This is a genomic window from Mesobacillus stamsii (assembly GCF_030814065.1).
Classification (GTDB): Bacteria; Bacillota; Bacilli; order Bacillales; family Cytobacillaceae; genus Mesobacillus; species Mesobacillus stamsii.
The window spans coordinates 1-25146 of record NZ_JAUSUN010000020.1 but is presented as its reverse complement, the minus strand read 5'-3'; the positions used below and the strand labels follow the sequence as shown (position 1 = coordinate 25146).

The following is a 25146-nucleotide window of genomic DNA, read 5'->3' as shown; positions in this document are numbered from 1 at the left end:
AAAAATGAATGGTCTATTAGGTGAAGGACATACTGATTCGCGTGGAGCTGTGATCAGCAAGGCTGTGGATCAGCTGCCGACGGCTTATGAGCCAATGATGAATGAAGTGAGGGAGTTCGTATGGATTCCCTTCTGATCGCAATAATGGTGCTTGTTTTACTCTATACTGTGATCCCGTATCTCCTTTCCCGTTGGTTAGGGTTAAGGGTAGTGAAACGAGGCAAAGATCCATCAAAAATTGCCTTCACATTTGATGATGGGCCAGATCCGATTTATACGCCGATCCTGCTCGATTTACTAAAGAAAAACGAGGTGAAGGCGACCTTCTTTGTAGTCGGCTCGAAAGCAGAGAAGCAGCCTGAATTGATTAGGCGCATGCATCAGGAAGGCCACTTAATCGGAATCCACAATTTTTTGCATCATTCGAACTGGTTGATGTTCCCTTGGACGGTTCGTCGGGGACTCGAGGACACAGCGAGGGTTATTGAAAAGATTACAGGGGAAAGACCGGTTTATTACCGTCCGCCATGGGGAATGCTTACTCTTTTTGATTTTTTCCGAAGAGGGACCTATCAGATTATTCTTTGGTCCGTTATCGTGGAGGATTGGCGTACCTCTGGTGGCAGTGAAAAGATTAAAAACCGTCTATTAGCGAATATAAAAGCAGGAGACATCATCCTGCTACACGACAGCGGGGATACCCCAGGAGCAGAGCTGGATGCACCGAGGAATACGATAAATGCCTTGAAGGATGTATTAAAACAAGTGAAGGAAAAAGGATTTAAATCCGTTCGCATCGATGAATTGCTGAAAAGGTGAAGAGCAGGGGGGACAGACCTTTGCTTTTTTTTGTGGTTTAAGTATGAATTTATTTTGAAAATTGTCCAGCTTCAGCGCCCAGGGAGTCTGTCCGATAAAAATTTTTAGCGTATAATTATGCGAGAATGCTTCAAATTCATCCGTTTTATTGTATAAAAACATTCATTTTGAATAAAAATACGTGGATTTCACTCCGTCGGACAGACTCCTAGCCCCTCGAGTCGCTTCGGTCCGCCCAATGAAGTCAAAGAACGACTTCACCGGTCGGCCCTCCAAGGTACAGGATGTGCTAGATCCCATCAGCCACAGGACGTGGCGTTATCGGCGGGCAGCGCTAGTCGGGTCAGTACACGGCGCTGACGCTTTTCTCATTGGCAAGGGGGGTTCAAAACAGCTTGCCTAAGTGTTTGGCTATGCGCTGGCGCTGGGCTTGACAAGAAAGCCCCGTTATTTTGACAGGTTTGGGTGTGCAGAGCGGAAAGTAATCAAGAAAGCCCCGTTATCTTGACAGGTTTGGGTGTGAAGAGCGAAAAGTAGTCAAGAAAGCCCCGTTATTTTGACAGGTTTGGGTGTGAAGAGCGAAAAGTAGTCAAGAAAGCCCCGTTATTTTGACAGGTTTGGGGATGCAGAGCGGAAAGTAGTCAAGAAAGCCCCGTTATTTTGACAGGTTTGGGTGTGCAGAGCGGAAAGTAATCAAGAAAGCCCCGTTATCTTGACAGGTTTGGGTGTGAAGAGCGAAAAGTAGTCAAGAAAGCCCCGTTATTTTGACAGGTTTGGGGATGCAGAGCGGAAAGTTGTCAAGAAAGCCCTGTTATTTTGACAGGTTCTATGTTCTTATTAAAATGTGATAGGGTTTGGGTTCAAATTCTTTTTTTGGATGGGGTGATAGGACGATATGTCGGTGTGGCTTGGTGCCATCGGAATAGGTTTTAGTTTTTTATATGAAAAAAGGAAAGCCTAGTTGCTGTCCTTTTTCGTAATATCAGATTTTATATGTTGACCCTTTTTTGTGAAGCCGCAGCACAAACCATTTTTAGCCTTAGAAGAACCCATCATTCAATGGTAGCCCTTTTCACTAACCTTATAACAAACTGATCAAGAAACCGATCACGACAATTACCCCAATGAGCCATTAGAATGAAAGGTGCCCTTATGGAGGTAAAAATGTTCGCATAAGGGTATCTTTCGGCATTTGGATACAGTTTAGATACTAGTTCCAGTTTTTTTCTTTTGTATAAAGAATAGTGTCATCCGTTCCAATCAACAGCCCGTTAATCAGCAAACCCAAAAAAGGACCGGGCGCAGTTTGCCCGGTTTTTTTTGTATTTTGAAAGCAAAAGGTCCGTTCTGCTAGTCAGAGAATTTGTCTAACATATGAATGGTATCAACCAAATGGTTATTAAAGATTTGACGCGCGACGGAAAGGAGATCCATGATCATAGGATCGCGCAGAGTATATATCACGCGGTTTCCTTCTTTCGTCCCTGTAACTATATTTTTATTGCGAAGGATCGTTAATTGTTGCGAAACCGCTGAGCCTTCGCTGCTTGCGAGATTCTGAAGCTCATTTACACTTTTCTCCCCCTCCGCTAACAACTCAAGAATTTTTATCCTCAGTGGATGGGCAAGTGCTTTAAAAAAGTCTGCCTTAAATTGCTGCATCTCTAGGTCCAATTTCCCTTTCCTCCCATACAAGTTTTTAGGTTGAATAGACTCTTCTGTCTTCAATTGTTTTAGTAGCACCAGATAAACCTTCGCATTCCCTGAAAGCGAAATGCTTACAGCCTAGGCATTTATCTTTGTTTAAGTGTAATAGGGCAAAATCAATTGCCTCTCCAGTATGCTCAAAAAAGTGATCTTCGCCAATAAATTGATATAGGCCAGTTTTTCTTAATACCTTTTTTGGCTGTTCGTTTACACCAGATAGTATGACGATTCCGTGTTTTGAAAAATCATGGACAATACTTGATAACATGGATTCTCCGGTTGTATCAATAAATGGAACTTTCCCCATCCTTAATAAAAGGACTTTCGGTCGGTAATGAATCGTATTCATGATGCTTTGCTCAAAGGTTTGTGCTGCACCAAAAAACAAAGGGCCCTCGACATTAAAAATACTGATTTGCGGACAATCATGAGCATCTGTTACCATTTGAGGCTCCACTTTTTCCAATCTGTTTCTAGGATTAGGCAAAACTTTCGTTGTTACCATCATATCACTCATTCTTTTAATGAAAATGATGACTGCTAAGATTAAACCTAATTCAACCGCTAAAGTGAGATTGAAAAATACGGTTAACAAGAATGTAACTACTAAAACAAGCGAATCCTCGGTTTTCGTTTTCAATAAATGCAAAAACACATGACGTTCACTCATATTCCAGGCAACAATCATTAAGATTGGTGCCATACTTGCTAACGGGATTTTGGAAGCATATGGAGCAAAAAGGACAAGAATGATGAGTACGACGATCCCGTGGATCACTCCAGAAATAGGGGAAGCAGCCCCATTTTTAATATTCGTTGCCGTTCTTGCAATAGCGCCCGTTGCAGGGATACCCCCAAACAAGGGTGTAATCATGTTTGCAATCCCTTGACCAATTAATTCTTTGTTACTGTTATGCTTAGTACTTGTCATACCATCTGCTACTACCGCCGATAGCAGGGATTCAATTGCTCCAAGCATAGCGATAACAAATGCAGGGCCAATCAGTTTCTGGATTTGCCCGATTGAGAAATCTGGTATGTTAAAATGCGGGAGATTGCTAGGGATCTCACCAAAGGTTGACCCAATGGTCGCTACATGATTTGGGTAGAAAAAACTAGCAATCAGAGTGGAAACAATAAGTCCAATAAGTGGTCCGGGTATCTTCGGAAATAACTTAGGTGTATATAGGACAGTGACCAAACAAATGGCAGCAGTGAAAAGACTCAATAGGTTGATGGTCCCAATATTGCCGATAATTTCGTAAATGTTTTCCAGGAAGTATTCATGCTGTACAACACCAGTGAGTCCTAAAAAGTTTGGAATTTGACCTGCAAAAATAATAACTGCTATTCCTGAAGTAAACCCAATTGTCACTGGTTTAGGGATAAATTTAATTAGCGACCCTAATTTAAAAATTCCCATGAGAAACAAAATAATGCCTGCCATAAACCCGGCAATCAATAAATTATCCAATCCATAGGTCATCACAATTCCAAATAGAATCGGAATGAAAGCCCCCGTTGGACCGCCAATTTGATACCGTGACCCGCCAAGCAACGATATTAAAATCCCTGCAATTATCGTAGTGTAAATTCCATACTCAGGCTTTACTCCTGATGCAATGGCAAATGCCATCCCTAGAGGAATGGCAATAACTCCAACTACAATCCCGGATATAATATCGCGTTGAAGCGAACGAATGGAATAATTACTGTATCTCCCTTTAAATCTTAATTTATATTGCATATACACCCTTCCTTAGTCTATTATCCTTTAGTATATTTGAATATTTGAATATAGCATAATTTGAATTTACTCCGATTTTCCTTTAATGTCAAACACTTTTTTTGTTTAACAAGAGGATTAGGTATTTTTTCATACATAAGGTGAAAAATAAATGGAAGCCGCATTGGAGCTCAGGAATCTCCAGAAAAGACCACCAATAAGGTTAGTTAGTCAGTGAAGGGAGCAGTTTTTGATGGGTACGGATATATCGAATTTAACATTATCTGAAATGGGGAAACTGTGGGTTACATATAACGGAAACACAATGGGGGAATGTGTGCTTAGTTATTATCTAAAGCATGTTGAAGATGACGAAATTAAACAGCTCTTAGAGTATGCTTATAGCTTGACTAAAACGTTTATACGGGACATAGAATTGTTTTTTAATGAAGAGAACTTTCCTATCCCAGTAGGATTTACAAAAGAAGATGTGAATGCAGATGCACCGCAACTATTTAAAGATGAATTTTATCCTTATTATTTACAGTACACAGGAAAAGCAGGGATGAGTATTTATAGTGCGGCAATTTCCATCGTAACCAGAAAGGACGTAAGGGATTTTTTTGTTAAATGCTTGGATGCTACTGTTAAATTGACAGCAGAGGCAAATGATCTATTAAAGGCAAAAGGCATGTTACTCAATGCACCGAAAATGCCAATCCCAAATGAAGTGGATTTTGTAGAAAATCAGAGTTTCTTGAACGGCTATTTAGGCGATATAAGACCATTGCATGGACTAGAAATTGCCCATTTATATGACAATATTAACAACGACATAACGAGCAAGGCACTAATCATTGGATTTAAGCAAGGGACACAAAATAAAAAAGTAAGAAAATTTCTAGAAAGTGGCGAAAAAATCAATAAAAATCACATCGAAAAAATTTCCAATAAACTAAATGAAGAGAATTTACCGTCTCCTTCCACCCTGGATCATTTAGTTACTTCATCCAACATTCCCGCTTTTTCAGATAAATTAATGGTGGCTCATAAAATTGACATGTTTTCGATGAAAATAAGAAAATATGCAGAGGGAGCCTCCCTTAATGGCAGAAGAGATATCGGGGCATTGTATGCACGGTGTTTAATAGACGTTTCCTTATTTTTAGAAGATGGAGCGAATATTTTGATTGAACACGGATGGATGGAACAGCCGCCATTCACAGTAAACAGAAACAAATTGACTTCGAATGAGGGGAATAAGTAGATAAATACTTAGATATGTTGGTAAAAAAAGCTGGGAGGAGACTCCCAGCTTTTCGTGTTACTTTGGATCGGCTTCTTTATCGACATACACAAAGCAATTTTTATGAAGGTTCATTGAGGAAATGGGATATTTAGCATCATAACTGCCTTTTAACAATTGAGCAATGGCATCTTTTTTTGAAATCTCAAAATCTAAAACCTATTATTTTTGACACTCTTAAATTTCCGAAAGTTGACGGAATTGCCTGTCTAGAATTAGTGGATTATGATGTCCTTATAAAATCCGAACATTTCGACATTTATTCTGTAGAAAGGAAAAGACGTCTCCCATAATGTCTAACTACACCAATAGTTAGACAGGAGACGTCCCACAAAAAAGTATATGATTATTGTATCAAATTATCAGCTGATTGAAAATACTTTTACTGGAATTTTTAGTTAGGGGTCGGAGAGGAATCTTTGGCGCCCTAGTCTATACATGGAAAGACTAGGAGGTGAGAATAGATTTCTCTTTCTCAGATTGTTAAACAATTTGAGAATTAAAGTACCCATAAACAATAAAAAATGTTGACATAAATTTCGGTGTCATACATAATGATTTCTAATAAACTGAAATTTTACATCAATAATAAATAAAAAAGTAATGACAGGGAATTAGTAAATAGAAATCAGGTAAAAGAGAGTAGGATTCACGGGCTGAAAAATCTTACATCCTGCAAAGCTATTGAACCTATCCCTAGAGCTGTCAGGCAAACCTGATCGTTTTCCTTCGTTAAGGGAGTATGAAAGCGGGCACGTGGATTCTATGTGCCAATGAAGGTGGTACCGCGAAAGACTAAGTTCTTCCGTCCTTTTTACAAGGATAGAAGGGCTTTTTTATATGGAAAAAACTCTATAAATTTTCACCTGAGAAATGTTGAGCTCTAACGCTTGTCGGGGCTGACCAAGGAACTTTCGCTTTCTACAATTTTGGAACTACCACAGGACTTTGTGCTTTGCAGGACCGAAGTTGAAAAGCATCTCCGAGCAGTTAGCGTCCAACGGCTTGCCTAAGCGGCAGGCTATGCGCTAGTCCTGGACAAGAATCTGACGTTATTTAGACAGGTTTGGAGGTGTAGGGCGGAAAGTAGTCAAGAAACCCCTGTTATTTAGACAGGTTTGGGGGTGTAGGGCGGAAAGTAGTCAAGAAACCCTGTTATTTAGACAGGTTCTATGTTCTTATCAAAATGTGATAGGGTTTGGATTGAAATTCTGAATGTGAAATGACGATATGGCCAGTGTGGTTCGGTGCCATCGGAATAGATTTTGTTTTTCATACTCTTTCCCCAAATAAATAACGGGCGGTGACAAATCATGAAAAAAAACAGGATTGTCGTGAAAATTGGAAGCAGTTCGTTGACAAACTTGAATGGTGGGCTTTGTGTCGAGATGCTTCGTGAACATGTGGAGGCGCTTGTTCGCCTCAAAAAGCTTGGACATGAAGTGATTTTGATTTCATCAGGAGCAATTTCTGCGGGTTTTGCTGACCTTGGGTATAACTCTCGGCCTGTAACCATCGCTGGAAAGCAGGCAGCTGCTGCTGTCGGGCAGGGTCTCTTGCTGCAGGGCTATACAGAAGAGTTTAAAAAATATGGAATTGTTTCCGCGCAGTTGCTGCTTACACGTCAAAATTTTCTTTATAAAGAGCAGTATCAGAATGCATATGCGACGTTGTCAGAACTGTTGAAACGAAATGTTGTGCCAATTATAAATGAAAATGATTCCGTATCGATCGAGGAATTGGCGTTCGGGGATAATGACATGCTTTCGGCATTGGTCAGCGGTCTTATTCATGCACACCATTTACTCATTTTGACAGATATCAACGGCATTTATGATAAAAATCCCAGAACGAATCGAGATGCCAAAAAATACAATTTTCTTACTCATATTCCGGATGAGATGCTTGAAGCTGTTTCAGGTACTGGTTCCAAAATCGGCACTGGCGGGATGAAGACAAAGCTTGAAGCTGCGCGGATTGCTAAAGCCCTTGGCGTTCATGTATTCATCGGATCGGGTACTGGGGCAGAAAAGCTGGTGGAAATTCTGGAAGGCAAGGGGGATGGCACTTACATAGGAAGCGATTTAAATTCAAGCGTGAAGATATCCAAGCAGTGGCTTGCACTTCATTCGATTCCAAATGGGAAAATTGAAGTTGACAAAGGTGCAGCAGTAGCCATTTTAAATAAGGGAAAAAGCCTCCTTCCGGCTGGAGTAACAAAAATAATTGGCAGCTTTATGGTGAATGATGTCGTGGAGGTTGTCGGACCAAGTGGAGAAATAATCGGGAAGGGACAGAGTAATTTTTCCTCAAGCGAGTTAAATGAAATTATAGGATTGTCGAGCACAGAGGCAATGCTTATTGCCAACAGCAACAGAAGTGTAGTTATTCACCGTGACCATTGGGTCAGTCAGCGAGAGGAGAAAAAAGGATGAGCACAAACGAATTGATTCAAAAAGGGGAAAAAGCCAAACAAGCAGCTTCTTTATTGGCAAAAAAGACAACAAAACAGAAAAATGATGCTCTCAAACTCATTTCAATTCAGTTGATCGAGGAAAAGGAATTTATTTTAGCTGAAAATAAGAAAGATCTCACTGCTGGGCAACAAAATGGAATGAGTGAATCAATGTTGGATCGGCTAAGATTAGATGAAGCAAGTCTTAAGGAGATGGCGAACGCTGTGATGTCGTTAACCTTGCTGAAGGACCCGGTTGGTGAAATGATTGAACAATGGCAGCGTCCTAATGGGCTTCTCATTTCACAGATTCGCGTTCCACTCGGAGTTATTGGCATGATTTATGAGGCAAGGCCAAATGTGACGGTTGATGCTTCGAGTCTTTGTTTGAAAACAGGAAATTCCGTGCTGCTTCGTGGAAGTTCCACGGCCATTAGATCGAATAAAGCAATTGTCCGTGTAATCCACCGGGCGCTTGAGAAGAGCGAATTGCCTGCAGAGGCAGTTCAGCTTGTTGAAGATACGGGCAGGCAAACGGCATCGGAAATGTTCAAGCTTAACCGTTACCTGGATGTTCTGATCCCGCGTGGAGGAGCAAAACTGATCAAAACAGTGGTGGAAAATTCCACGGTTCCTGTTCTGGAAACTGGTGCAGGGAACTGTCATGTTTTTATCGATGAATCTGCAGGTAAAGAGATGGCGATCAACATTGCGGTCAATGCGAAAACACAGCGTCCTTCGGTTTGCAATGCGTGTGAAACAATCCTTGTTCATGAAAATTGGGCAGCCATGCATCTGCAAGAACTGGTAGAGATTTTGCAGGATAAAGGGGTAACCATTCATGGGGATGGAAGGGTTCCCGGCAACAAGATCATTCCTGCCACTAAGGAAGACTGGGCTACAGAATTCTTAGGATTGGAAGTAGCGATAAAAGTGGTAGGCAGCACGGATGAAGCGATTTCTCACATTAATCTATATGGAACAAAACATTCTGAAGCGATTGTTTCTTCAAATTCTGAAAATGTTAACAAGTTTTTTAACGAAGTGGATGCGGCTGCAGTTTACCATAATGCTTCCACGAGATTTACGGATGGTTTTGAATTTGGATTTGGAGCAGAAATCGGAATTAGTACGCAAAAGCTTCATGCTCGTGGACCAATGGGGCTTCCGGCCTTGACATCAACCAAATATATCATTAATGGAAACGGACAAGTAAAATAATGAAAAACGAAAAAAGGCTAGGGGTGACCGAGGCCACTGAAAATCTGCCGATTTTTAAGATTTTCTAGAAAATCCAAACGAAAAGAACCGATTCACTTGCATGTTTTTGGAAGTGAATCGGTTCTTTTTCTGTTTTTTGTCTCTTTTTGCTACCTGCATCTTCGCTTTTCTCAATAAGAGTTTGAAGTTGCTTGCCATCGTTTTTCTCGCCTGTCGTAATGACAGCTGCCGTAATGATTCGTTCCTCACTCATTGCCAGGTGGGTCTTGTATCCAAAGAAAGAGGAATCTGCCGTCTTGTGTCCCACTTTCGCATCATGATCCTTTGAGCATTGAATCTGTTCGAGGTCATCTGCGACCATCTCTTTCAATAAAATAAGATGTTCTTTTACTACCGGAAATTGAATCAGGGTCTCTTCCTTTTCAATCACTTCAATGAGTTTTTGCGAATAGGCAATTTCATCCTCCAACACATCAGTCTTAGTCTTGGATGGAAATTTGGTCTTCATGGATTCATCGATTTGGTAAATGGCCTTCCTTCGGTTTCAACTGATTATAACGGGCTTTTGTGTGAGTGGCATCGACAATAACGGACTTGCTTTTGATGATCTCTTTTTCTAAAGCAATCTCCACCGTTTTATTAATAAGCAAATCCAGGAGGTTTAGATCCTTTAACCTCAATTTTCGGAATTTGATCAGGGAACTCGGGTCTATAACTTCCTCTTCTGGAGTCATGTCCAGGAAATATTTGAAGGACATATCATACTTTGAACGATCAACAATATCCACGTCCTAAAGGTCATGGTTGGTTTTTAATAATAGATATTTGAACATGCGAATGGGATCGATTGCGTTCCTGCCGTTATCAAGGCAATACTTATCCTTGAGATCTTCATAAACAAAGGTAAAGTCAACCAGATCATTAATCTGACGCAACATATTATCCTTTGGCACGATAAGGTCATAGAGCCCCATACAAGGACTTACTTTGATTGTTTGTTGCATTGACATCATTGGAACCACCCATTTTGACTAGATTGATTCTATTATAAAATAAAAACCGCCCGAATCCTTTAAAAAGTAAAGGACTTGAATGGTTTATAGTTTGTCTACCACATAGGTCTAGTAGCACTAGGTTGATTGGAACGGAAGGTGCGTAGACTCCTGCGGGATCAGCGGGACAGGTGAGACCCCGCAGGCGCTTTAGCGCTGAGGAGGCTCACCGCACGCCCCGCGGAAAGCGAAGCAACCTGGAGTGGAGATCAACCGGTCCATTTTAACAAGGCCAACCTTTAAGGACTTTTTCAGTGGCCTCGGGCAACCCTATCCTTTTTTTGGTCGTTAGTTGCTTTTCAGCATACACTTATTTGATTTTTTACTATTTTCAAACTATTTCTTGATCCAAACACAATTTCGTGATTAAATGAAATAAAGTATGTCACATATCAGATATGTGATATCGGACGGAAGGGGGTGCATGTTTGAGGATTGAAAAAATTTCTACGAAAAAGGTATCTGAATCAGTTACGGAGCAAATTGAGCATATGATCGAAGCGGGAACGTTTCTCCCTGGAGAGAAGCTACCGTCAGTCCGTGAGCTTTGTGAATTGTTTGGAGTAGGGCGCTCTGCGGTAAGAGATGCGATCACGACTCTAAAAGGAAGGGGTGCGGTGACAGTCAAGCAGGGGGAGGGTACCTATATATGCAAGTTCGATTCAGGAAAAATTTTTCAACGCCATCTCCTGCTTCCAAACCCGAAAGATATTAGCCAGCTTTTTCAGGTCAGGAAGCTCCTTGAACCGGGAATTGTCGGGATTGCTGCAGAAACCCGAACGAAAGATGATTTGGAACAGCTCGAAAAACTGATTTCCCGGAGTGCCGAAAACAGCTGGGAGGCGGATTACAATTTTCACCTTGCAATTGCCGGGGCGGCGGGAAACGGGATCCTTGTTCAACTACTTGACTTTATTTCTGTTTCGATGAAGAAGACGATGATTGGTTTCCATCATTTTATCGAAAAGGATCAGAAAGTTTTTGAACAAATACACAGCCAGCATGAACAAATTTTTCAAATGATCCTGCAAAGCAAACCTGTCCCGGCAAAGGAAAGGATGCAAGAGCATCTTGATTTCGTGGAGGATTTGCTGAAAACAAGTTCGATGTTAAGGATTTGAAGTTATCCAAGAAAACATAGGAGGGCTGCTATGATTACCGCGGAAATTTTAACCGAGTTGAAAGCTTTTTTTCCTGAAAATCAATGGACTGAATCCGAAAGTGATGAGCATTTATATGGAAATGGCGGCAAGATCACTGTATTTCCTCAGACTGAAATGGAAATTACCAGTCTAGTAAAATATGCCTATGAAACAAACAAGAAAGTAAATGTAGTAGGCGGAGGTACGAAAAGAGGATTTGGAGGTACCGATAATACTGCAGACCTCCTGCTTTCATTGGAAAATTATAAAGGGGTCGTGGAGCATGAACCTGGGGATATGACAGTAACTGTCAGAGCAGGTACCACTTTTCAAGAAATCCAGGATTACCTGCTGGAGTTTAACCAAAAAATCCCATTGGATCCGTTTTTGCCTGCGCAGGCAACCATCGGAGGAATCCTGGCCGCAAATGACAGCGGTCCGAAACGGCTTGGCTATGGCTCAGCGCGAGATGCAGTCATTGGCTTGAGGGTGGTTTATCCTGATGGCTCAGTGATTCGATCTGGTGGAAAAGTAGTAAAAAATGTTGCCGGTTATGACATGAACAAGCTTTTTATCGGGGCAATGGGAACTCTTGGAATTCTTTCTGAGGTAACGGTAAAACTGCGACCGATTCCGAAATATGAAAGCCTAATGCTGCTGAAGTTTTCCGAACAGAAAATGGAGGATGCAAGAAAATTTGCTGTTCATCTGCTGGATACCGTAATAGAACCTGTAGCACTCGAAATGATGAATCCATCGTTATCCGCTAAATTCTTTCGTGAAAGGGTTTACACGCTGGTGATTGGGCTAGAAGACGTGGAAAGCTCTGTTAAGTACCAAGAGGAGTTTGTCCAGAAGCTTCAGCCGTCAGGAACCGAGTTGGTTATCCTTCATCAGGAAGAGGCAAAGTCTTTTTGGAACGATTTTTACAGGAATGTTCCTAACGGTGCGGTTCGCCCTGTTGATGCCCAAACGGAAGCGATCGTAAAAATCGGTACAGTTAATCTGAAGGTAATCGAGATTTTGCAGGAGTGCCAGTTGCTGCAGGATTCCCACAATCTCCTGATCGAAGCACATGGGGGCCTTGGCCATGGGTTAAGCCAGGCAGTGCTTAGAGGGGCAAAAGAAGATATTGTCTCCGCAATTTATTCTCTAAGAGAGAAAGCTGCAAAGGCAAACGGTTATGTCGTAGTGAAGCATTTGCCATCGGCGCTCCGCGAAAAGGCGAATGTATGGGGTGACAAGCAGCCATACCAGTTTCTTTTGGAAGGAATAAAGGCAAAGATCGATCCAAATCGAGTCTTGAATCCTGGACGTTTTGTAGGGGGGATATAATAGTGAGTTTAAGAGAAATGGAGTTAAAGCAGGAGCCTGCCTGCGCGCCAAAAACGTTAGGCAATTACCTCTGGAGCGACCTGCCAGATGAGAACAAATGGGCTGACTGCGTTCATTGCGGCATGTGTCTTGAATCTTGTCCTACCTATGAATTGACCGGTGAAGAGCAGCATTCTCCACGCGGAAGGGTTCATTTGATCAAGTCGGTTGCTGAAGGAAAACTCTCGGTGAATGAGCAATTCATGGATCCTGTGTTCGCCTGTCTAGACTGCCGCGCCTGTACGACTGCCTGTCCGGCAGATGTAAATGTTGGAGGTCTGATTGAAGAGGCACGAGGGCAGATCCGCCAGGCGATGCCGTTGACCGGCTGGAAGGGTGCAGTTAATAAACTATTTCTTCAAGAGTTGTTCCCGCATCAAAACCGGCTGAATTCATTAGGCAGCCTGCTTAAGTTTTACCAAAAGAGCGGGATGCAGAAGGTAGTAAGAAAGACCGGTCTGATCAACATCATGCCAAAGCATCTGGTCGAAATGGAGGCAATCATGCCGAAGATCAAGGAACCGGTTCGAAAAAAATTCAACGATGCCGATGTGATCAAGGCGAAGACTGAGACGAAACGGAAAGTCGCAATGCTGACTGGCTGCGTAATGGACGTGATGTTTAGCGATGTCAATGAAGCAACTGTGAATGTGCTGACCAGAAATGGCAACGATGTCATCATTCCCCGTAACCAAACATGTTGTGGCGCGCTCCATGTCCATGCTGGTGACCGGGAAACAGGCAGAAAGCTTGCCAAGAAGAATATAGAGGCATTTAAAGACGCGGATAAGGTAATTGTAAATGCCGCCGGTTGCGGGTCCATGCTGAAAGAATACCATGAATTATTTCGTGACGATCCAGAATGGCATGACAAGGCTTTCGAATTCTCCCAAAAGGTAGAAGATATTTCAAAATATCTTCATGATACTGGATATGAAAAGCCAAAAGCCGAAATGAACATCAAAATGACGTATCATGATGCGTGCCACCTTGCCCATGGTCAAGGAATACGGCAAGAACCGCGTGATATTCTCCTCGATATACCAGGAGTGGAAATGGTACACATGCCGAATTCGGATCGATGCTGCGGAAGTGCCGGAATTTATAATATTACGAATCCCGACATGGCCGGTGCCGTTCTTGAAAGTAAAATGGAAAATGTACCGGAAGATGTAGAAATGATTTCGATGGGGAATCCTGGCTGTATGCTTCAAATGGCGATAGGGGTTCAAAAGTACGGAAGAAACCAAAAGGTTGTTCATACCATCCAGCTTCTCGATTGGGCGTATCAAAAAGAAGACAGTCTGAAGGAGGGGAACTGATGTCGAAGAAAGGCATTCAATCGAAGGATCCTCATGTTTTGAATCTGGTTAAAATCGTTGGGGTTGATCCCGTCCGCAAGTCTATCCTGTACAAGAAGGAAGACTTGCTTGCCTATGATTGTGACGGCTTCACCCTTCGCAAACATTTGCCAAGGGCGGTTGTTTTTCCAAAGAACACCGCTGAGGTTGCTGCGATTGTTACGTATTGTCACGAAAATGACCTGCCTTTTCTTGCAAGGGGGGCAGGAACTGGTCTAAGCGGGGGTGCCATTCCTTTAAACGGCGAGGTAATCATCAGCATGGTTCGGATGAAAAAGCTGCTAAGTGTCGATTTTGAGAACAGGCGTGCAGTCGTAGAACCTGGATTTGTCAATCTTAAACTTACCAACTCGATTTCAGATAAAGGATATTATTATGCCCCTGACCCATCCAGCCAGTATTGCTGTACGATTGGCGGCAATGTCGCCGAGAATGCCGGAGGCGCGCACTGCTTGAAATATGGGGTAACGACTAACCATATTCTTGGACTAGAAGTCGTCCTCCCAAATGGGAAAGTGATCGAAATCGGCAAAGACGGTGTCCCTGATCAGCCGGGCTATGATTTGCTTGGTTTATTGACGGGCTCTGAAGGTACTTTAGGGATCGTGACAAAAATAACGGTGCGAATTTTAAAGAATCCAGAAGGAAAGCAAACAGTGCTTGCCTATTTTGACAAGGTAGCAGATGGCAGCAAAGCGGTATCAGATATAATTTCAGCCGGAATCGTTCCTGCTGCTCTGGAGATGATGGATAAGACGGCAATTGAAGGAGTCGAGGCAGCCGCTTTTCCGGTAGGACACCCGAAGGACATAGAAGCAGTGCTCCTAATTGAAGTAGATGGAATTGCCGCCGGCCTCGATGAGCAGATCAACCAGATCCTTGCTGTGTGCAATAGCAACAATGTCCGTGAGGTAAAAGCCGCACAGAGTGAACAAGAAAGAGCCAAATGGTGGGCAAACCGGAAAACCGGATTCGGGGCAATGGGTGCGATATCCCCTGATTATATTGTGCAGGATGGCGTCATCCCTAGAAGCAAGCTGCCTGAAGTGTTAAAAAGGATCAATGAAATCAGTGAGGAATTCAGCCTTCGAATCGCTAATATATTTCATGCAGGGGATGGAAATCTGCATCCGCTCGTCTTGTTTGATGCGAGAATTCCAGGAGAATCAGAAAAGGCTCTTGAAGCAGGCAGTCTCTGTCTGAAAGCATGCGCCGATGTAGGCGGAACGATTACCGGCGAGCACGGTGTCGGCATTGAAAAAAGGGAAGAAATGCGGTTTGTATTTACAGATGAGGAAATTATTGCACAAACAGAAATCAGGCAAGTCTTTAATTCTAAAAATCTATTGAATGCAGGGAAACTATTCCCCTCTCCTGGACGTTGTGTGGAAGTGAAAAATGAGATTGCTGCTGCAGCAGCAAAGTAAGAGAAAGAAATCGGTAAAAACTACAAAAAATTCAGTTAAATGGATTGAAAAAACTTTCCATGGCATGGTATGATTTTTCTTAGAAGGAATTGAAACAGCGTTTGGTATTACGCAACGATTGAACATACAAAGGGAGGAAAAAATCAGATGGCAGACTATGTAAAATCGAGCAATCTTCAGGTTGCATCAGAACTCTACGAATTTATTAATTCAGAAGTTCTTCCTGGATCCGAGGTGGATCAGGAACAGTTTTGGAATGGTCTCGGAGGCCTGGTAAAGGATCTGGCTCCTCGAAACAAGGAATTGCTAAAAATCCGTGATGAAATCCAAGAAAAAGTAAATGCCTGGCATCGTGAAAACAGCGGCAAATTTGATCTAGATCAATATAAGTCATTTCTTGCTGACATTGGCTATCTTGAACCGGAAGTGGAGGATTACCAAATTACCACAGAAGCAGTGGATGAAGAAGTTGCCTTACAAGCAGGCCCTCAGCTTGTTGTGCCTGTTAATAATGCACGCTATGCAATCAATGCTGCTAATGCACGCTGGGGAAGTTTATATGATGCTCTTTACGGAACAGATGCCATCAGTGAAGAAGATGGAGCAGAAAAAGGCTTACAGTATAATCCAGTCCGTGGCAATAAAGTCATCGCTTATGGACGAGAATTTCTCGACCAGTCCGTGCCGCTAGCGGAAGGTTCCCATAAGGATGCCGAAAAATATGCCATCAAAGATGGAAAGCTGGTAGTTTCCCTGGCTGAAGGCAAAACAACGGGTCTTAAGGATGAAAAAAAATTTGTTGGCTATCAAGGAAATCAAGAGGAACCAGCAGCTGTTTTGCTGAAAAATAATCGTTTGCACTTTGAAATCCAGATTGATCCAAACCATCGGATCGGCAAGACGGATAAAGCGGGAGTAAAGGATATCCTTCTCGAAGCCGCTCTGACAACGATCATGGATTGCGAAGACTCGGTTGCAGCAGTAGATGCTGAAGATAAAGTGGAGGTATACCGCAATTGGCTTGGCTTGCAAAAAGGAGACTTGTCGGCTACCTTCCATAAAAATGCCCGTCTCATGACGAGAACGATGAATCCAGATCGTTCCTACACAGCACCAAATGGGGAAGAATTCAGTCTGAACGGCCGTTCTGTCATGTTTGTGCGAAATGTCGGCCACTTGATGACAAGCAATGCCATCCTTGATGAACAAGGCAATGAGGTTCCAGAAGGAATTCTTGATACAGTGTTTACCAGCCTGATTGGAAAGCACTCCGTAATTGGCAATACAAAATACCAGAATTCATCCAAGGGTTCTATTTATATCGTAAAACCAAAAATGCATGGATCAAAAGAAGTCGCTTTTGCCAATGAATTATTTGACCGGACAGAGGACCTGCTTGGCCTGAAGCGGAACACGATTAAAATCGGCGTGATGGATGAAGAACGTCGCACAAGTTTAAACCTTAAAGCATCCATCCGTGAGGTGAAAGACCGGATTGTTTTCATTAATACAGGCTTCCTCGACCGCACCGGAGATGAGATGCATACTTCCATGGAAGCTGGCCCAATGGTCCGGAAAAATGATATGAAATCATCCATTTGGCTTCAAGGCTATGAAAAGTCAAATGTTGCCACAGGGCTTCAGGTTGGCTTCCAGGAACGTGCTCAAATCGGAAAAGGCATGTGGGCAATGCCTGATTTGATGGGGCCAATGCTGGAACAAAAAATCGGCCATCTGCAGGCAGGTGCGAATACTGCATGGGTGCCATCTCCAACAGCTGCGACATTGCATGCATTGCACTATCATCAGGTTGATGTGTTTGAGGTGCAAAATCAGCTGGCAGGTGAATCCAAAGATTATCGAGACGAGATCCTGCAAATTCCGGTTGCTGAAGATCCGCAATGGACTGCTGAGGAAATTCAGGAAGAGCTGGATAACAACGCGCAGGGAATCCTCGGCTATGTGGTTCGCTGGGTTGAATCAGGAATCGGCTGCTCAAAAGTTCCTGACATCAATGATGTAGGATTGATGGAAGACAGGGCAACGTTAAGGATCTCCAGTCAGCATATGGCAAACTGGCTGCACCATGGGGTTTGCACGAAAGAACAGGTGCTAGAGACATTGCAGCGGATGGCGAAAGTCGTGGATAAGCAAAATAAGATTGATCCAGCTTACCACCCAATGGCAGACGACTTTGATAACTCTGTAGCGTTCCAGGCTGCATGTGACCTCGTCTTCCTTGGATATGAACAGCCAAATGGCTATACGGAGCCTATTCTTCATCGTCGGCGCCAAGAAGCGAAAGCGAAATTTGCTGTAAAAAATTAAAAATACTTCCTTTCAAAGGGGCATTTATTCCTAGCTGAAAATGCCCCTTTGAAATATCCATGACAGAAAGGGGTTAAAACGATGAAATTTGCAAGGTTTACAGTTGATTCAAAAGTTTATTCAGGTGTAGTTACGGCAGGAGGAATACAAGAAATTACTGGAGATCTGTTTGTAAGCTGGGAATATACAGGGAAGGTTTTTTCAAGAGAAGAAGCCCGCTTGCTCGCCCCGCTTGTCCCAAATCAAATAATTGGTATCGGCGCAAATTTTGTGGCAAACAAAGAAGACTTGCCATCTGAATTGCCAGAAATCCCCGTATTTTTCTTTAAGCCTGTTTCTTCCGTTATTGGCACAGAGGAAGAAATCATGATTCCAGACGGTACAGATAAGGTTAAATTCGAATCCGAGCTTGCTGTAGTCATTGGCAAGGAAGCAAAGGATGTTCCGGAATCAGAAGTTTTCGAGTATGTCTTTGGCTACACGGTCGGCAACGATGTTACTGCACCAAGCCACTTTCACAAAGATGGACATTGGACAATCGGAAAGTCGTTTGACACCTTCACTCCCCTAGGGCCGGTGATTGAAACAGAATTGGACCCTTTTAGCGTTGTAGTAACCGCTCGACTGAATGGTGTTGAAAAGCAAAATAGTCCTACCGACCTGATGATCATCCCAATCCCGAAAATGATTTCCTATCTGTCGAAGGTCATGACTTTGAAGCCGGGAGATGTTATACTGACTGGCAGCCCTGTAGGAGCAGAGTTCGTCGGAACACAAGATGTCATTGAATGTGAGATTAAAGAGATTGGCGTTTTGAAGAATGTGTTTGCCGGGACTAGAATGAAAGTTTGATGAGAGATTGTGATAGGCGCCACACTGGGGGTAAGAGAAGTGGAAAGGGAAAATGTTGTTAAGTCAGTAAGTCGCGCGTTGGATATTATCCAGCTAGTCGGCATGAAAAAAGGCGGTTTAGGAGTTACTGAGATTGCGAAACAGATGGATATCAATAAAAGTTCTGTCTACCGAATTTTAGTTACTCTAGCCCAGTATGGATACATTGAGCAAGACGAATCTACTGGCTTGTACAAACTTGGATACAAATTTTTGGAAATTAGCTCGAAACTGCTGGATTCCATTGATATAAGATCTGAGGCGGGCCCATTTCTGAAGCAGCTTGAGGATTCAACGAATGAAGTGATCCACCTTGTCGTCTATGACCAGGGAGAAGTAGTTTACATTGAAAAGCTGGAAGGGACAGAAACATTGAGAATGCATTCAAAGGTTGGAAAGCGGGCACCAATGCATTGTACATCCGTTGGAAAAGCAATTCTCGCCAATCTTCCTTCAGGGATGGTACATGAAATCGTCGAGCGAAAAGGCCTTCCCATGCATACGAAACACACGATTACGGATAAAGATGCTTTGTTCAAGGAATTAGTCCAGGTTAAGCAAAATGGATACGCGCTTGATCTGGAGGAAAATGAAAACGGCATTTCCTGCATTGCAGCACCTATTTTCGATCATTTGGGGAAAGTAGTCGCAGCCATTAGTATTTCGGGACCGACGATCCGAATGACCGAAGAAAGACTGGATCAACTGAAAGAGCAAATGCTTGATGTCGGTTCGCAAATCTCTGTCAGACTCGGATTTTCAAAACAAAGTCAAAAGAATGGAAAAAATTTGTTCGGATAACAACGGACAAATTTTTTTAATGCTTTCCTACAATAATAATTCTAAATTTTCTAAAAATTATTGTAATTATCCTTGTTAAGTCTGTATAATAAATAACAAGTGTTATATAACATTATTTTTATAGTTATATAGCATTGTTGCGTCATTCGCAACAAAAACTTTTCTTGTTTTTTATTATCATATTAAAAGAGGAGATGGTTTTTTGAGTACGGGAATGCTAGCATTTTTATCGTTATTGCCTATTCTAGTGGTAGGGATTTTCCTGATCGGACTTAGGTGGCCAGCAAGCAGAGCAATGCCAATTTCTTATTTAGTAGCTATCGTTCTTGCTCTATTCGTGTGGAAGATGCCAGGTGCCAATGTAGCTGCCGCTTCTATCCATGGGCTTATTGTGGCGGGAACACTTCTTTACATTATTTTTGGCGCAATCCTGCTGCTGAACACCTTGCAGGAAAGTGGTGGAATCAAGACAATCCGTCAAGGTTTCACCGATATTTCAGGGGACCGAAGAGTTCAGGTGATTATTGTGGCGTGGCTGTTCGGCTCATTTATTGAGGGGTCTGCAGGCTTCGGAACCCCAGCGGCGGTTGCAGTTCCTTTATTGGTAGGGCTCGGATTTCCGGCGATGGCAGCAGTAGTCGCCGGAATGATCATCCAAAGTACACCTGTTTCGTTCGGTGCAGTCGGAACCCCTATGCTTGTAGGTGTTTTTAGTGGACTATCGGGCGATGCTGGATTATCGAATGACTTTCTAGGTTTGGTAAATGTCATCGCTGTCAAGGTAGCCTTTCTTCATATGATCGCGGGTACGCTTGTGCCATTATTTGTGGTTGCACTGATGACCAGGTATTTCGGCAAAAATAAATCCTTTTCCGAAGGCATCAAGGTATGGAAATTTGCCCTGTTTTCGTCGTTTGCGATGACGATTCCGTATATCATTGTTGCAAATCTTCTTGGACCGGAATTCCCTTCGATGATTGGTGGTTTGACAGGATTGGCAATTGTGATTTTTGCGGCAAAGAGAGGTTTCCTGATGCCTCCAAAAGAGGAAGAATGGGATTTTGAAGAAAAATCGAACTGGGATCCTGAATGGATTGGCAATCTTGAAATCAAGGACATTACTCACAAGAGCGGAAGCATGAGCATGTTCCGTGCCTGGACACCTTATGTTCTCGTTGGTTTGCTGCTAATCTTAACAAGATTAAATTCCCTCCCAATTGCAGGATGGTTTAAAGCATGGAGTATCTCATTTGAAAATATTTTCGATTCTGGAATTACCTCCAGTTTTCAGCCGTTGTATTTGCCCGGCACTATTTTCATTATTGTATCGGCAATTACGTACTTCCTCCACGGCATGAATGCAAGCGCTTACAGACGTGCCTGGTCCCAATCAGGCAAAACGATGATTTCTGCTTCCACAGCTCTAATTTTTACAGTCCCGATGGTTCAGGTATTTTTAAATACCGGAGGAGGAGCAGCAGGCTTTGATAAGATGCCAATTGAATTGGCAAACGGAGTCGCTGCCCTGGCGGGAGATTATTGGCCGCTATTCTCTACCTTCATTGGCGGCATGGGCGCATTCATCGCAGGCAGCAATACAGTCAGCAATATGATGTTCTCTCTATTCCAATATAATGTAGGAAGCAATATTGGCGTAGATCCTACCTGGATCGTTGCCCTCCAGGCAGTTGGCGGAGCGGCAGGAAATATGATTTGTGTGCACAATGTTGTTGCAGCATCCGCGGTGGTAGGTCTGGTCGGAAAAGAAGGAGCGGTCATAAGGAAAACTCTCTTCCCGTTCACCTATTACGCATTGCTGTCAGGCTCTATCGGTTATTCCATCGTTTGGTACTCACAAAAAGGCATCTTTAACATCGGTTCATTCATTGCAGTGGCGATTGCTTTTGCTGCCGTATATATCATCGCTACTAACAACAAAAGAAGTGGTCTTCTAGTGCAGGAAGTATCTCCAGTAATCAAACAATAATAGCGGAAAAGAAAAGCAGAAAACTGCACCCGAAGTGCCGGGTGCAGTTTTTGCTATTTTCAAAAAAAGGGAGATAGGTATTTTTATAAAGCAATTGGTCCGTTCGTTTGCTATATGATGAAGTATAATGGACATAGCAGTAATTAATAATCTAGGGGGAGAAATAATGCTTAAAATAGGAGTGATCGGGATCGGGGATATTGCTCAAAAGGCCTATCTTCCGGTCTATAGCGGACTAAAGGATATCGAATTCCATCTTTATACACGCAATCAAGAGCGCCTGCAATCGATTGGAAACCAATATCGATTTGACCACCTTCACACGAGTATAGCTTCTTTGTTGGACAGTGGCATTCGTGCAGCATTCATTCATTCTGCCACTGCTTCCCATGCGGAAATCATCGAACAACTATTAGAAAGGCAGATCCATGTCTTTGTCGACAAACCTATCACAGATAGCTATGAGGGAGCAAAAAGGTTAGTTGAACTTGCTGAACAAAAGGGTCTGCTGTTAATGACAGGTTTTAATCGCCGATACGCACCTTTTCATCAAAAACTAAAAGAGGTGGCTGATCCTAATTTCCTTATTGTTCAAAAGAACCGTCATGCCCTTCCTGGTGAACCGCGGGCCTTTATTTTTGACGATTTTATCCATGTGGTCGATACAATGCGCTATTTGTTTCCACATCCGATCGAAGATATTGTCGTGAATGGTAGAATGGAAGGCGACCGCTTGCACCACATTGTCATCCAATTTCTCGCTAACGGCGCCACGGCAATTGGTATCATGAATCGGGATAATGGCACGAATGAAGAAATAGTAGAGGTTATGGGCCCATTAGAAAAAAGAACGGTACAGAATGTCTCCAAGCTGATCATCTCAAAAGGGATGGAAATAACCGAAGTCCGTGGAAATGACTGGGAGCCTACTTTAATAAAGCGAGGCTTTGAACCGATGATTACCGATTTTATTGAGGCAGTTCGGACAAATACCAAGCCGCAGATTTCAGCAGAAGATGCTCTAAAAACTCATGAAGTCTGTGAAAAAATAGTGAGGAAGCTCAATGCTGATTCATGAAAAATAAATGCTGTTTCTTCAACCGTTTATTGAGTCCGATATGACGGCACCATCCCTAAACTCCGTGTTTTGATTTGATGTTGTCTGGATTAACGATTGGTAACTTTTTACGGGTAAGTATCAGGCAGACTTCTTTCAGTGATGATGCTCGGTTTGCCTGCCGCAGCTTTAGCAACGGGTCATATAGCAAAAAGAAGAAGAAAAACTGTTACTTCTCTAATGTTAGCAGCTGGTTTTGCAGAAATTAAAATAACAAGAAAGGGGACGGAGATTTTGCCCTTATCCTAGTAGTTTTGGAGCAAAATGGTCGTCCCTTTGTTTTTTTCAGATGTCGTTACGCAGCGCTAGTACCGCCAGCAGGTTTGTGCGAGAATTAATGTGACACGGTTTTTGGAGATGGGAGAGACAGAAAATCCAAAGTGTCCTATACTATTATTCAAAGGAGGTGAGAAAAATGGAAAAACAAATACTAGATATCCTTTTAAATATGCAAAGAGATATAAGTGATGTAAAAGTAGACGTAAGCACTTTAAGAGGAGATATGTCGAATGTAAAAGTAGACGTAAGCGCTTTGAAAGAGGATATGTCGAATGTAAAAGTAGACGTAAGCGCCTTAAAAGAGGATATGTCGAACGTAAAAGTAGACGTAAGCGCCTTAAAAGAGGATATGTCGAACGTAAAAGTAGACGTAAACGCTTTGAAAGAGGATATGTCGAACGTAAAAGTAGACGTAAGCGCTTTGAAAGAGGATATGTCGAACGTAAAAGCAGACGTAAGCACTTTGAAAGAGGATATGTCGAATGTAAAAGTAGACGTAAGCGCTTTGAAAGAGGATATGTCGAATGTAAAAGCAGACGTAAGCACTTTGAAAGAGGATATGTCCCATTTACAAAATAGCGTTGATGTCGTGCAAGCCGATATTTCAGAGGTTAAAGTTACGGTTACTCAAATCCAAGCTGCGCAAGCCGAGGATGTTATTGGCATACTAAAAGTGAGTAAAAAGAAAACAGACTTTGAAGTTGATTATTTGAACAATCGATTAACTGAAATCGACAAGCGCCTTTATGTTTTAGAAAAGACGGGACAAAATTAAGCTGTATTAAAGTATATTAACTAACCTCATGAACGAATCATTTGCAGAGTTAGATAAAAATTTTAACTGCATTTTCGGAAATTTTCTTCTTAGTATTCCTCCCAGAATAAATTCATATTTCTCCAAGAAAAGACGTGATAGTAGGAATCACTTGTAGAATGAGGTTCCTATATGAGTTGAGGTGAAAGGGAATGAAAAAGCGCATAAGCTTAGTGATTTTCATTTTGTTCTTCCTAAACGCTTGCACCCACAGAGATGAACCATATTGGGGGTTGAGTGCTACTTTTACAAAGGATGGCATGATCCTATATGGAAAAGAGGACCAGTTTGGCATGACTAAAATGAACGGAGAAATGGATGAGCCAGAGTTTCCTGTAGAACAAGGGAGACTATACAAATTATACTTTTTTGATAATAGTAAGGATTTAACTGGTAAAAAATACAAAATGGTTGGAACCCATAAAGATTCGAGTAAGACTATGGAACTTTATCAACAAGAAATTATGGGTAGGCAAAGTGAATCAAAGTTTGGGCTTAACCAAAAGGGCCTTTGGAAGATTGATATATTAATTGAAGATGAGGAATATAGCAGTTTCGTTGTAGAGGCAAGATAGTGAAACGCAACAAATCTAAGTGTCAGTAAGGATTGAGAGGGATTTGCTACTACAGCAAATCCTTCTTTAATATGGAATGGCAATTTGAATGGAGATATTTGCCCGTCCCAGCGAACAGGCTCCCTTTTAACGGATTTCCTAAAGAAGTCTCCCATCCTCAAGGAACGGGAAGGGCTAAAGCCCAATGAGTAGGTGGGAGATGAATTTTGGTTGGCTTTAGCCAAAGCCTTGGGTATAATCGGTCTTAGATAGAATAAATTGATTTATCAATGAAATTAGACAGTAATAATATTCAGTATTCTTGATGCATTATCATCTTGCACTGGTTGTAAAATATCGCAAACAAGTGTTTGACAGTGAAATATCTGATTTTACAAAAGAGATGTTCACTGAGATTGGAAGTAAGTACAATATTTCTTAGTGGAATGAAATCATGATAAAGACCTTATTCACATCTTATTCAAAGCACATCCAAACTCTGAATGATCAAAGTTCATCAATGTTTATAAGAGTGCAAGTTCTCGATTGATAAAGAGAGACTTTCCACCTATCAGAAAAAAGCTATGGAAAGAAATGTTCTGGTCAAGAAGTTTCTGCCTGCTTACAACAGGCGGTGCTCCAATTGATACCATCAAAAAATAGATTGAAAACCAAGGTCAAAAGTGAGGTGAATGGATATGACCAAACAAAACAAAGCGTTCAAATTTCGATTGTTGCCAAACAAAGAACAGGAAGTGTTATTAGCTAAAACATTCGGCTGTGTT

The 25146-nt window shown here is 42.2% G+C and carries 19 protein-coding genes, 2 pseudogenes and 1 other annotated feature; of the genes and pseudogenes, 18 read left to right on the top strand and 3 right to left on the bottom strand.

Annotated elements, in window-relative coordinates; all coding sequences use genetic code 11:
• The first annotated feature begins 4 nt into the window (after positions 1-4).
• Positions 5-136 (top strand): hypothetical protein, encoded by a 132-nt coding sequence (locus J2S25_RS14455; protein WP_307192230.1) that lies wholly within the window; start codon positions 5-7, stop codon positions 134-136.
• Positions 121-819: a polysaccharide deacetylase family protein gene (locus tag J2S25_RS14450; RefSeq protein ID WP_044391645.1), complete on the top strand. Its 699-nt coding sequence runs from the start codon at positions 121-123 to the stop codon at positions 817-819. Before J2S25_RS14455 ends, J2S25_RS14450 begins: the two co-directional genes overlap by 16 nt.
• Before the next feature lie 1350 nt (positions 820-2169).
• Here the strand turns inward: J2S25_RS14450 and J2S25_RS14445 are convergent.
• Both J2S25_RS14445 and J2S25_RS14440 read right to left on the bottom strand, forming a co-directional pair.
• Positions 2170-2493, bottom strand: a complete 324-nt coding sequence (locus J2S25_RS14445; protein WP_044390434.1) for an ArsR/SmtB family transcription factor — start codon at positions 2491-2493, stop codon at positions 2170-2172.
• Positions 2494-2518: 25 nt separating this feature from the next.
• Positions 2519-4273: a SulP family inorganic anion transporter gene (locus tag J2S25_RS14440; RefSeq protein ID WP_307192229.1), complete on the bottom strand. Its 1755-nt coding sequence runs from the start codon at positions 4271-4273 to the stop codon at positions 2519-2521.
• Between the two features lie 232 nt (positions 4274-4505).
• Between J2S25_RS14440 and J2S25_RS14435 the strand changes: the two genes are divergently transcribed.
• From J2S25_RS14435 to J2S25_RS14425, 3 genes are all read left to right on the top strand, one after another.
• Entirely contained in the window at positions 4506-5519 is a 1014-nt protein-coding gene (locus J2S25_RS14435) for a DUF3231 family protein (protein ID WP_307192228.1), read from the top strand.
• Positions 5520-6152: 633 nt separating this feature from the next.
• Positions 6153-6374, top strand: a binding site (T-box leader).
• 497 nt (positions 6375-6871) lie between these two features.
• A complete protein-coding gene (proB, locus tag J2S25_RS14430) occupies positions 6872-7993 on the top strand; it encodes a glutamate 5-kinase (protein WP_307192227.1) in 1122 nt (373 codons plus the stop codon).
• Positions 7990-9234: a glutamate-5-semialdehyde dehydrogenase gene (locus tag J2S25_RS14425; RefSeq protein ID WP_307192226.1), complete on the top strand. Its 1245-nt coding sequence runs from the start codon at positions 7990-7992 to the stop codon at positions 9232-9234. The genes proB and J2S25_RS14425 overlap by 4 nt, the downstream gene beginning before the upstream one ends.
• 151 nt (positions 9235-9385) lie before the next feature.
• Here the strand turns inward: J2S25_RS14425 and J2S25_RS14420 are convergent.
• Positions 9386-10247 (bottom strand): annotated as a pseudogene (locus tag J2S25_RS14420) (transposase); the annotation flags it as partial.
• A 467-nt stretch (positions 10248-10714) separates the two neighbouring features.
• Between J2S25_RS14420 and J2S25_RS14415 the strand changes: the two are divergent.
• The 13 genes and pseudogenes from J2S25_RS14415 to J2S25_RS14355 all read left to right on the top strand — a co-directional run.
• A complete protein-coding gene (locus J2S25_RS14415; RefSeq protein WP_307192225.1) occupies positions 10715-11407 on the top strand; it encodes a FadR/GntR family transcriptional regulator in 693 nt (230 codons plus the stop codon).
• 30 nt (positions 11408-11437) lie between these two features.
• Entirely contained in the window at positions 11438-12763 is a 1326-nt protein-coding gene (locus tag J2S25_RS14410; protein WP_044394939.1) for an FAD-binding oxidoreductase, read from the top strand.
• A 2-nt stretch (positions 12764-12765) separates the two neighbouring features.
• Complete coding sequence (locus J2S25_RS14405) at positions 12766-14124, top strand: (Fe-S)-binding protein (RefSeq protein ID WP_044394940.1); 1359 nt, start codon at positions 12766-12768, stop codon at positions 14122-14124.
• Positions 14124-15590 carry an FAD-linked oxidase C-terminal domain-containing protein gene (locus J2S25_RS14400; protein ID WP_044394941.1) on the top strand — a complete coding sequence of 489 codons (1467 nt, stop codon included), beginning with the start codon at positions 14124-14126 and terminating at the stop codon, positions 15588-15590. Before J2S25_RS14405 ends, J2S25_RS14400 begins: the two co-directional genes overlap by 1 nt.
• 147 nt (positions 15591-15737) lie before the next feature.
• A complete protein-coding gene (locus tag J2S25_RS14395; protein ID WP_307192224.1) occupies positions 15738-17918 on the top strand; it encodes a malate synthase G in 2181 nt (726 codons plus the stop codon).
• Between the two features lie 81 nt (positions 17919-17999).
• A complete protein-coding gene (locus tag J2S25_RS14390; protein WP_307192223.1) occupies positions 18000-18770 on the top strand; it encodes a fumarylacetoacetate hydrolase family protein in 771 nt (256 codons plus the stop codon).
• A 39-nt stretch (positions 18771-18809) separates the two neighbouring features.
• The gene (locus J2S25_RS14385; protein WP_307192222.1) at positions 18810-19610 is read left to right on the top strand and encodes an IclR family transcriptional regulator; all 801 of its coding nucleotides are present in this window, start codon (positions 18810-18812) and stop codon (positions 19608-19610) included.
• A 202-nt stretch (positions 19611-19812) separates the two neighbouring features.
• Entirely contained in the window at positions 19813-21597 is a 1785-nt protein-coding gene (locus J2S25_RS14380; protein ID WP_307192221.1) for an L-lactate permease, read from the top strand.
• 166 nt (positions 21598-21763) lie between these two features.
• The gene (locus tag J2S25_RS14375) at positions 21764-22675 is read left to right on the top strand and encodes a Gfo/Idh/MocA family protein (RefSeq protein ID WP_307192220.1); all 912 of its coding nucleotides are present in this window, start codon (positions 21764-21766) and stop codon (positions 22673-22675) included.
• 454 nt (positions 22676-23129) lie between these two features.
• Positions 23130-23768 carry a hypothetical protein gene (locus J2S25_RS14370; RefSeq protein WP_307192219.1) on the top strand — a complete coding sequence of 213 codons (639 nt, stop codon included), beginning with the start codon at positions 23130-23132 and terminating at the stop codon, positions 23766-23768.
• Between the two features lie 191 nt (positions 23769-23959).
• On the top strand, positions 23960-24382 hold the full coding sequence (locus J2S25_RS14365; protein ID WP_307192218.1) for a hypothetical protein: 423 nt from the start codon (positions 23960-23962) through the stop codon (positions 24380-24382).
• A 269-nt stretch (positions 24383-24651) separates the two neighbouring features.
• Positions 24652-25024: pseudogene (gene tnpA / locus J2S25_RS14360) on the top strand (IS200/IS605 family transposase).
• Positions 25025-25059: 35 nt separating this feature from the next.
• The coding region (locus J2S25_RS14355) for a helix-turn-helix domain-containing protein (protein WP_307192257.1) at positions 25060-25146 on the top strand (87 nt) is incomplete at its 3' end.

Coding starts and splice junctions, on each gene's coding strand:
- J2S25_RS14435 (WP_307192228.1), top strand. CDS start 4,506: ATGGGTACGGATATATCGAATTTAACATTATCTGAAATGGGGAAACTG.
- J2S25_RS14425 (WP_307192226.1), top strand. CDS start 7,990: ATGAGCACAAACGAATTGATTCAAAAAGGGGAAAAAGCCAAACAAGCA.
- proB (WP_307192227.1), top strand. CDS start 6,872: ATGAAAAAAAACAGGATTGTCGTGAAAATTGGAAGCAGTTCGTTGACA.
- J2S25_RS14370 (WP_307192219.1), top strand. CDS start 23,130: ATGGAAAAACAAATACTAGATATCCTTTTAAATATGCAAAGAGATATA.
- J2S25_RS14400 (WP_044394941.1), top strand. CDS start 14,124: ATGTCGAAGAAAGGCATTCAATCGAAGGATCCTCATGTTTTGAATCTG.
- J2S25_RS14450 (WP_044391645.1), top strand. CDS start 121: ATGGATTCCCTTCTGATCGCAATAATGGTGCTTGTTTTACTCTATACT.
- J2S25_RS14440 (WP_307192229.1), bottom strand. CDS start 4,273: ATGCAATATAAATTAAGATTTAAAGGGAGATACAGTAATTATTCCATT.
- J2S25_RS14390 (WP_307192223.1), top strand. CDS start 18,000: ATGAAATTTGCAAGGTTTACAGTTGATTCAAAAGTTTATTCAGGTGTA.
- J2S25_RS14455 (WP_307192230.1), top strand. CDS start 5: ATGAATGGTCTATTAGGTGAAGGACATACTGATTCGCGTGGAGCTGTG.
- J2S25_RS14375 (WP_307192220.1), top strand. CDS start 21,764: ATGCTTAAAATAGGAGTGATCGGGATCGGGGATATTGCTCAAAAGGCC.
- J2S25_RS14395 (WP_307192224.1), top strand. CDS start 15,738: ATGGCAGACTATGTAAAATCGAGCAATCTTCAGGTTGCATCAGAACTC.
- J2S25_RS14365 (WP_307192218.1), top strand. CDS start 23,960: ATGAAAAAGCGCATAAGCTTAGTGATTTTCATTTTGTTCTTCCTAAAC.
- J2S25_RS14410 (WP_044394939.1), top strand. CDS start 11,438: ATGATTACCGCGGAAATTTTAACCGAGTTGAAAGCTTTTTTTCCTGAA.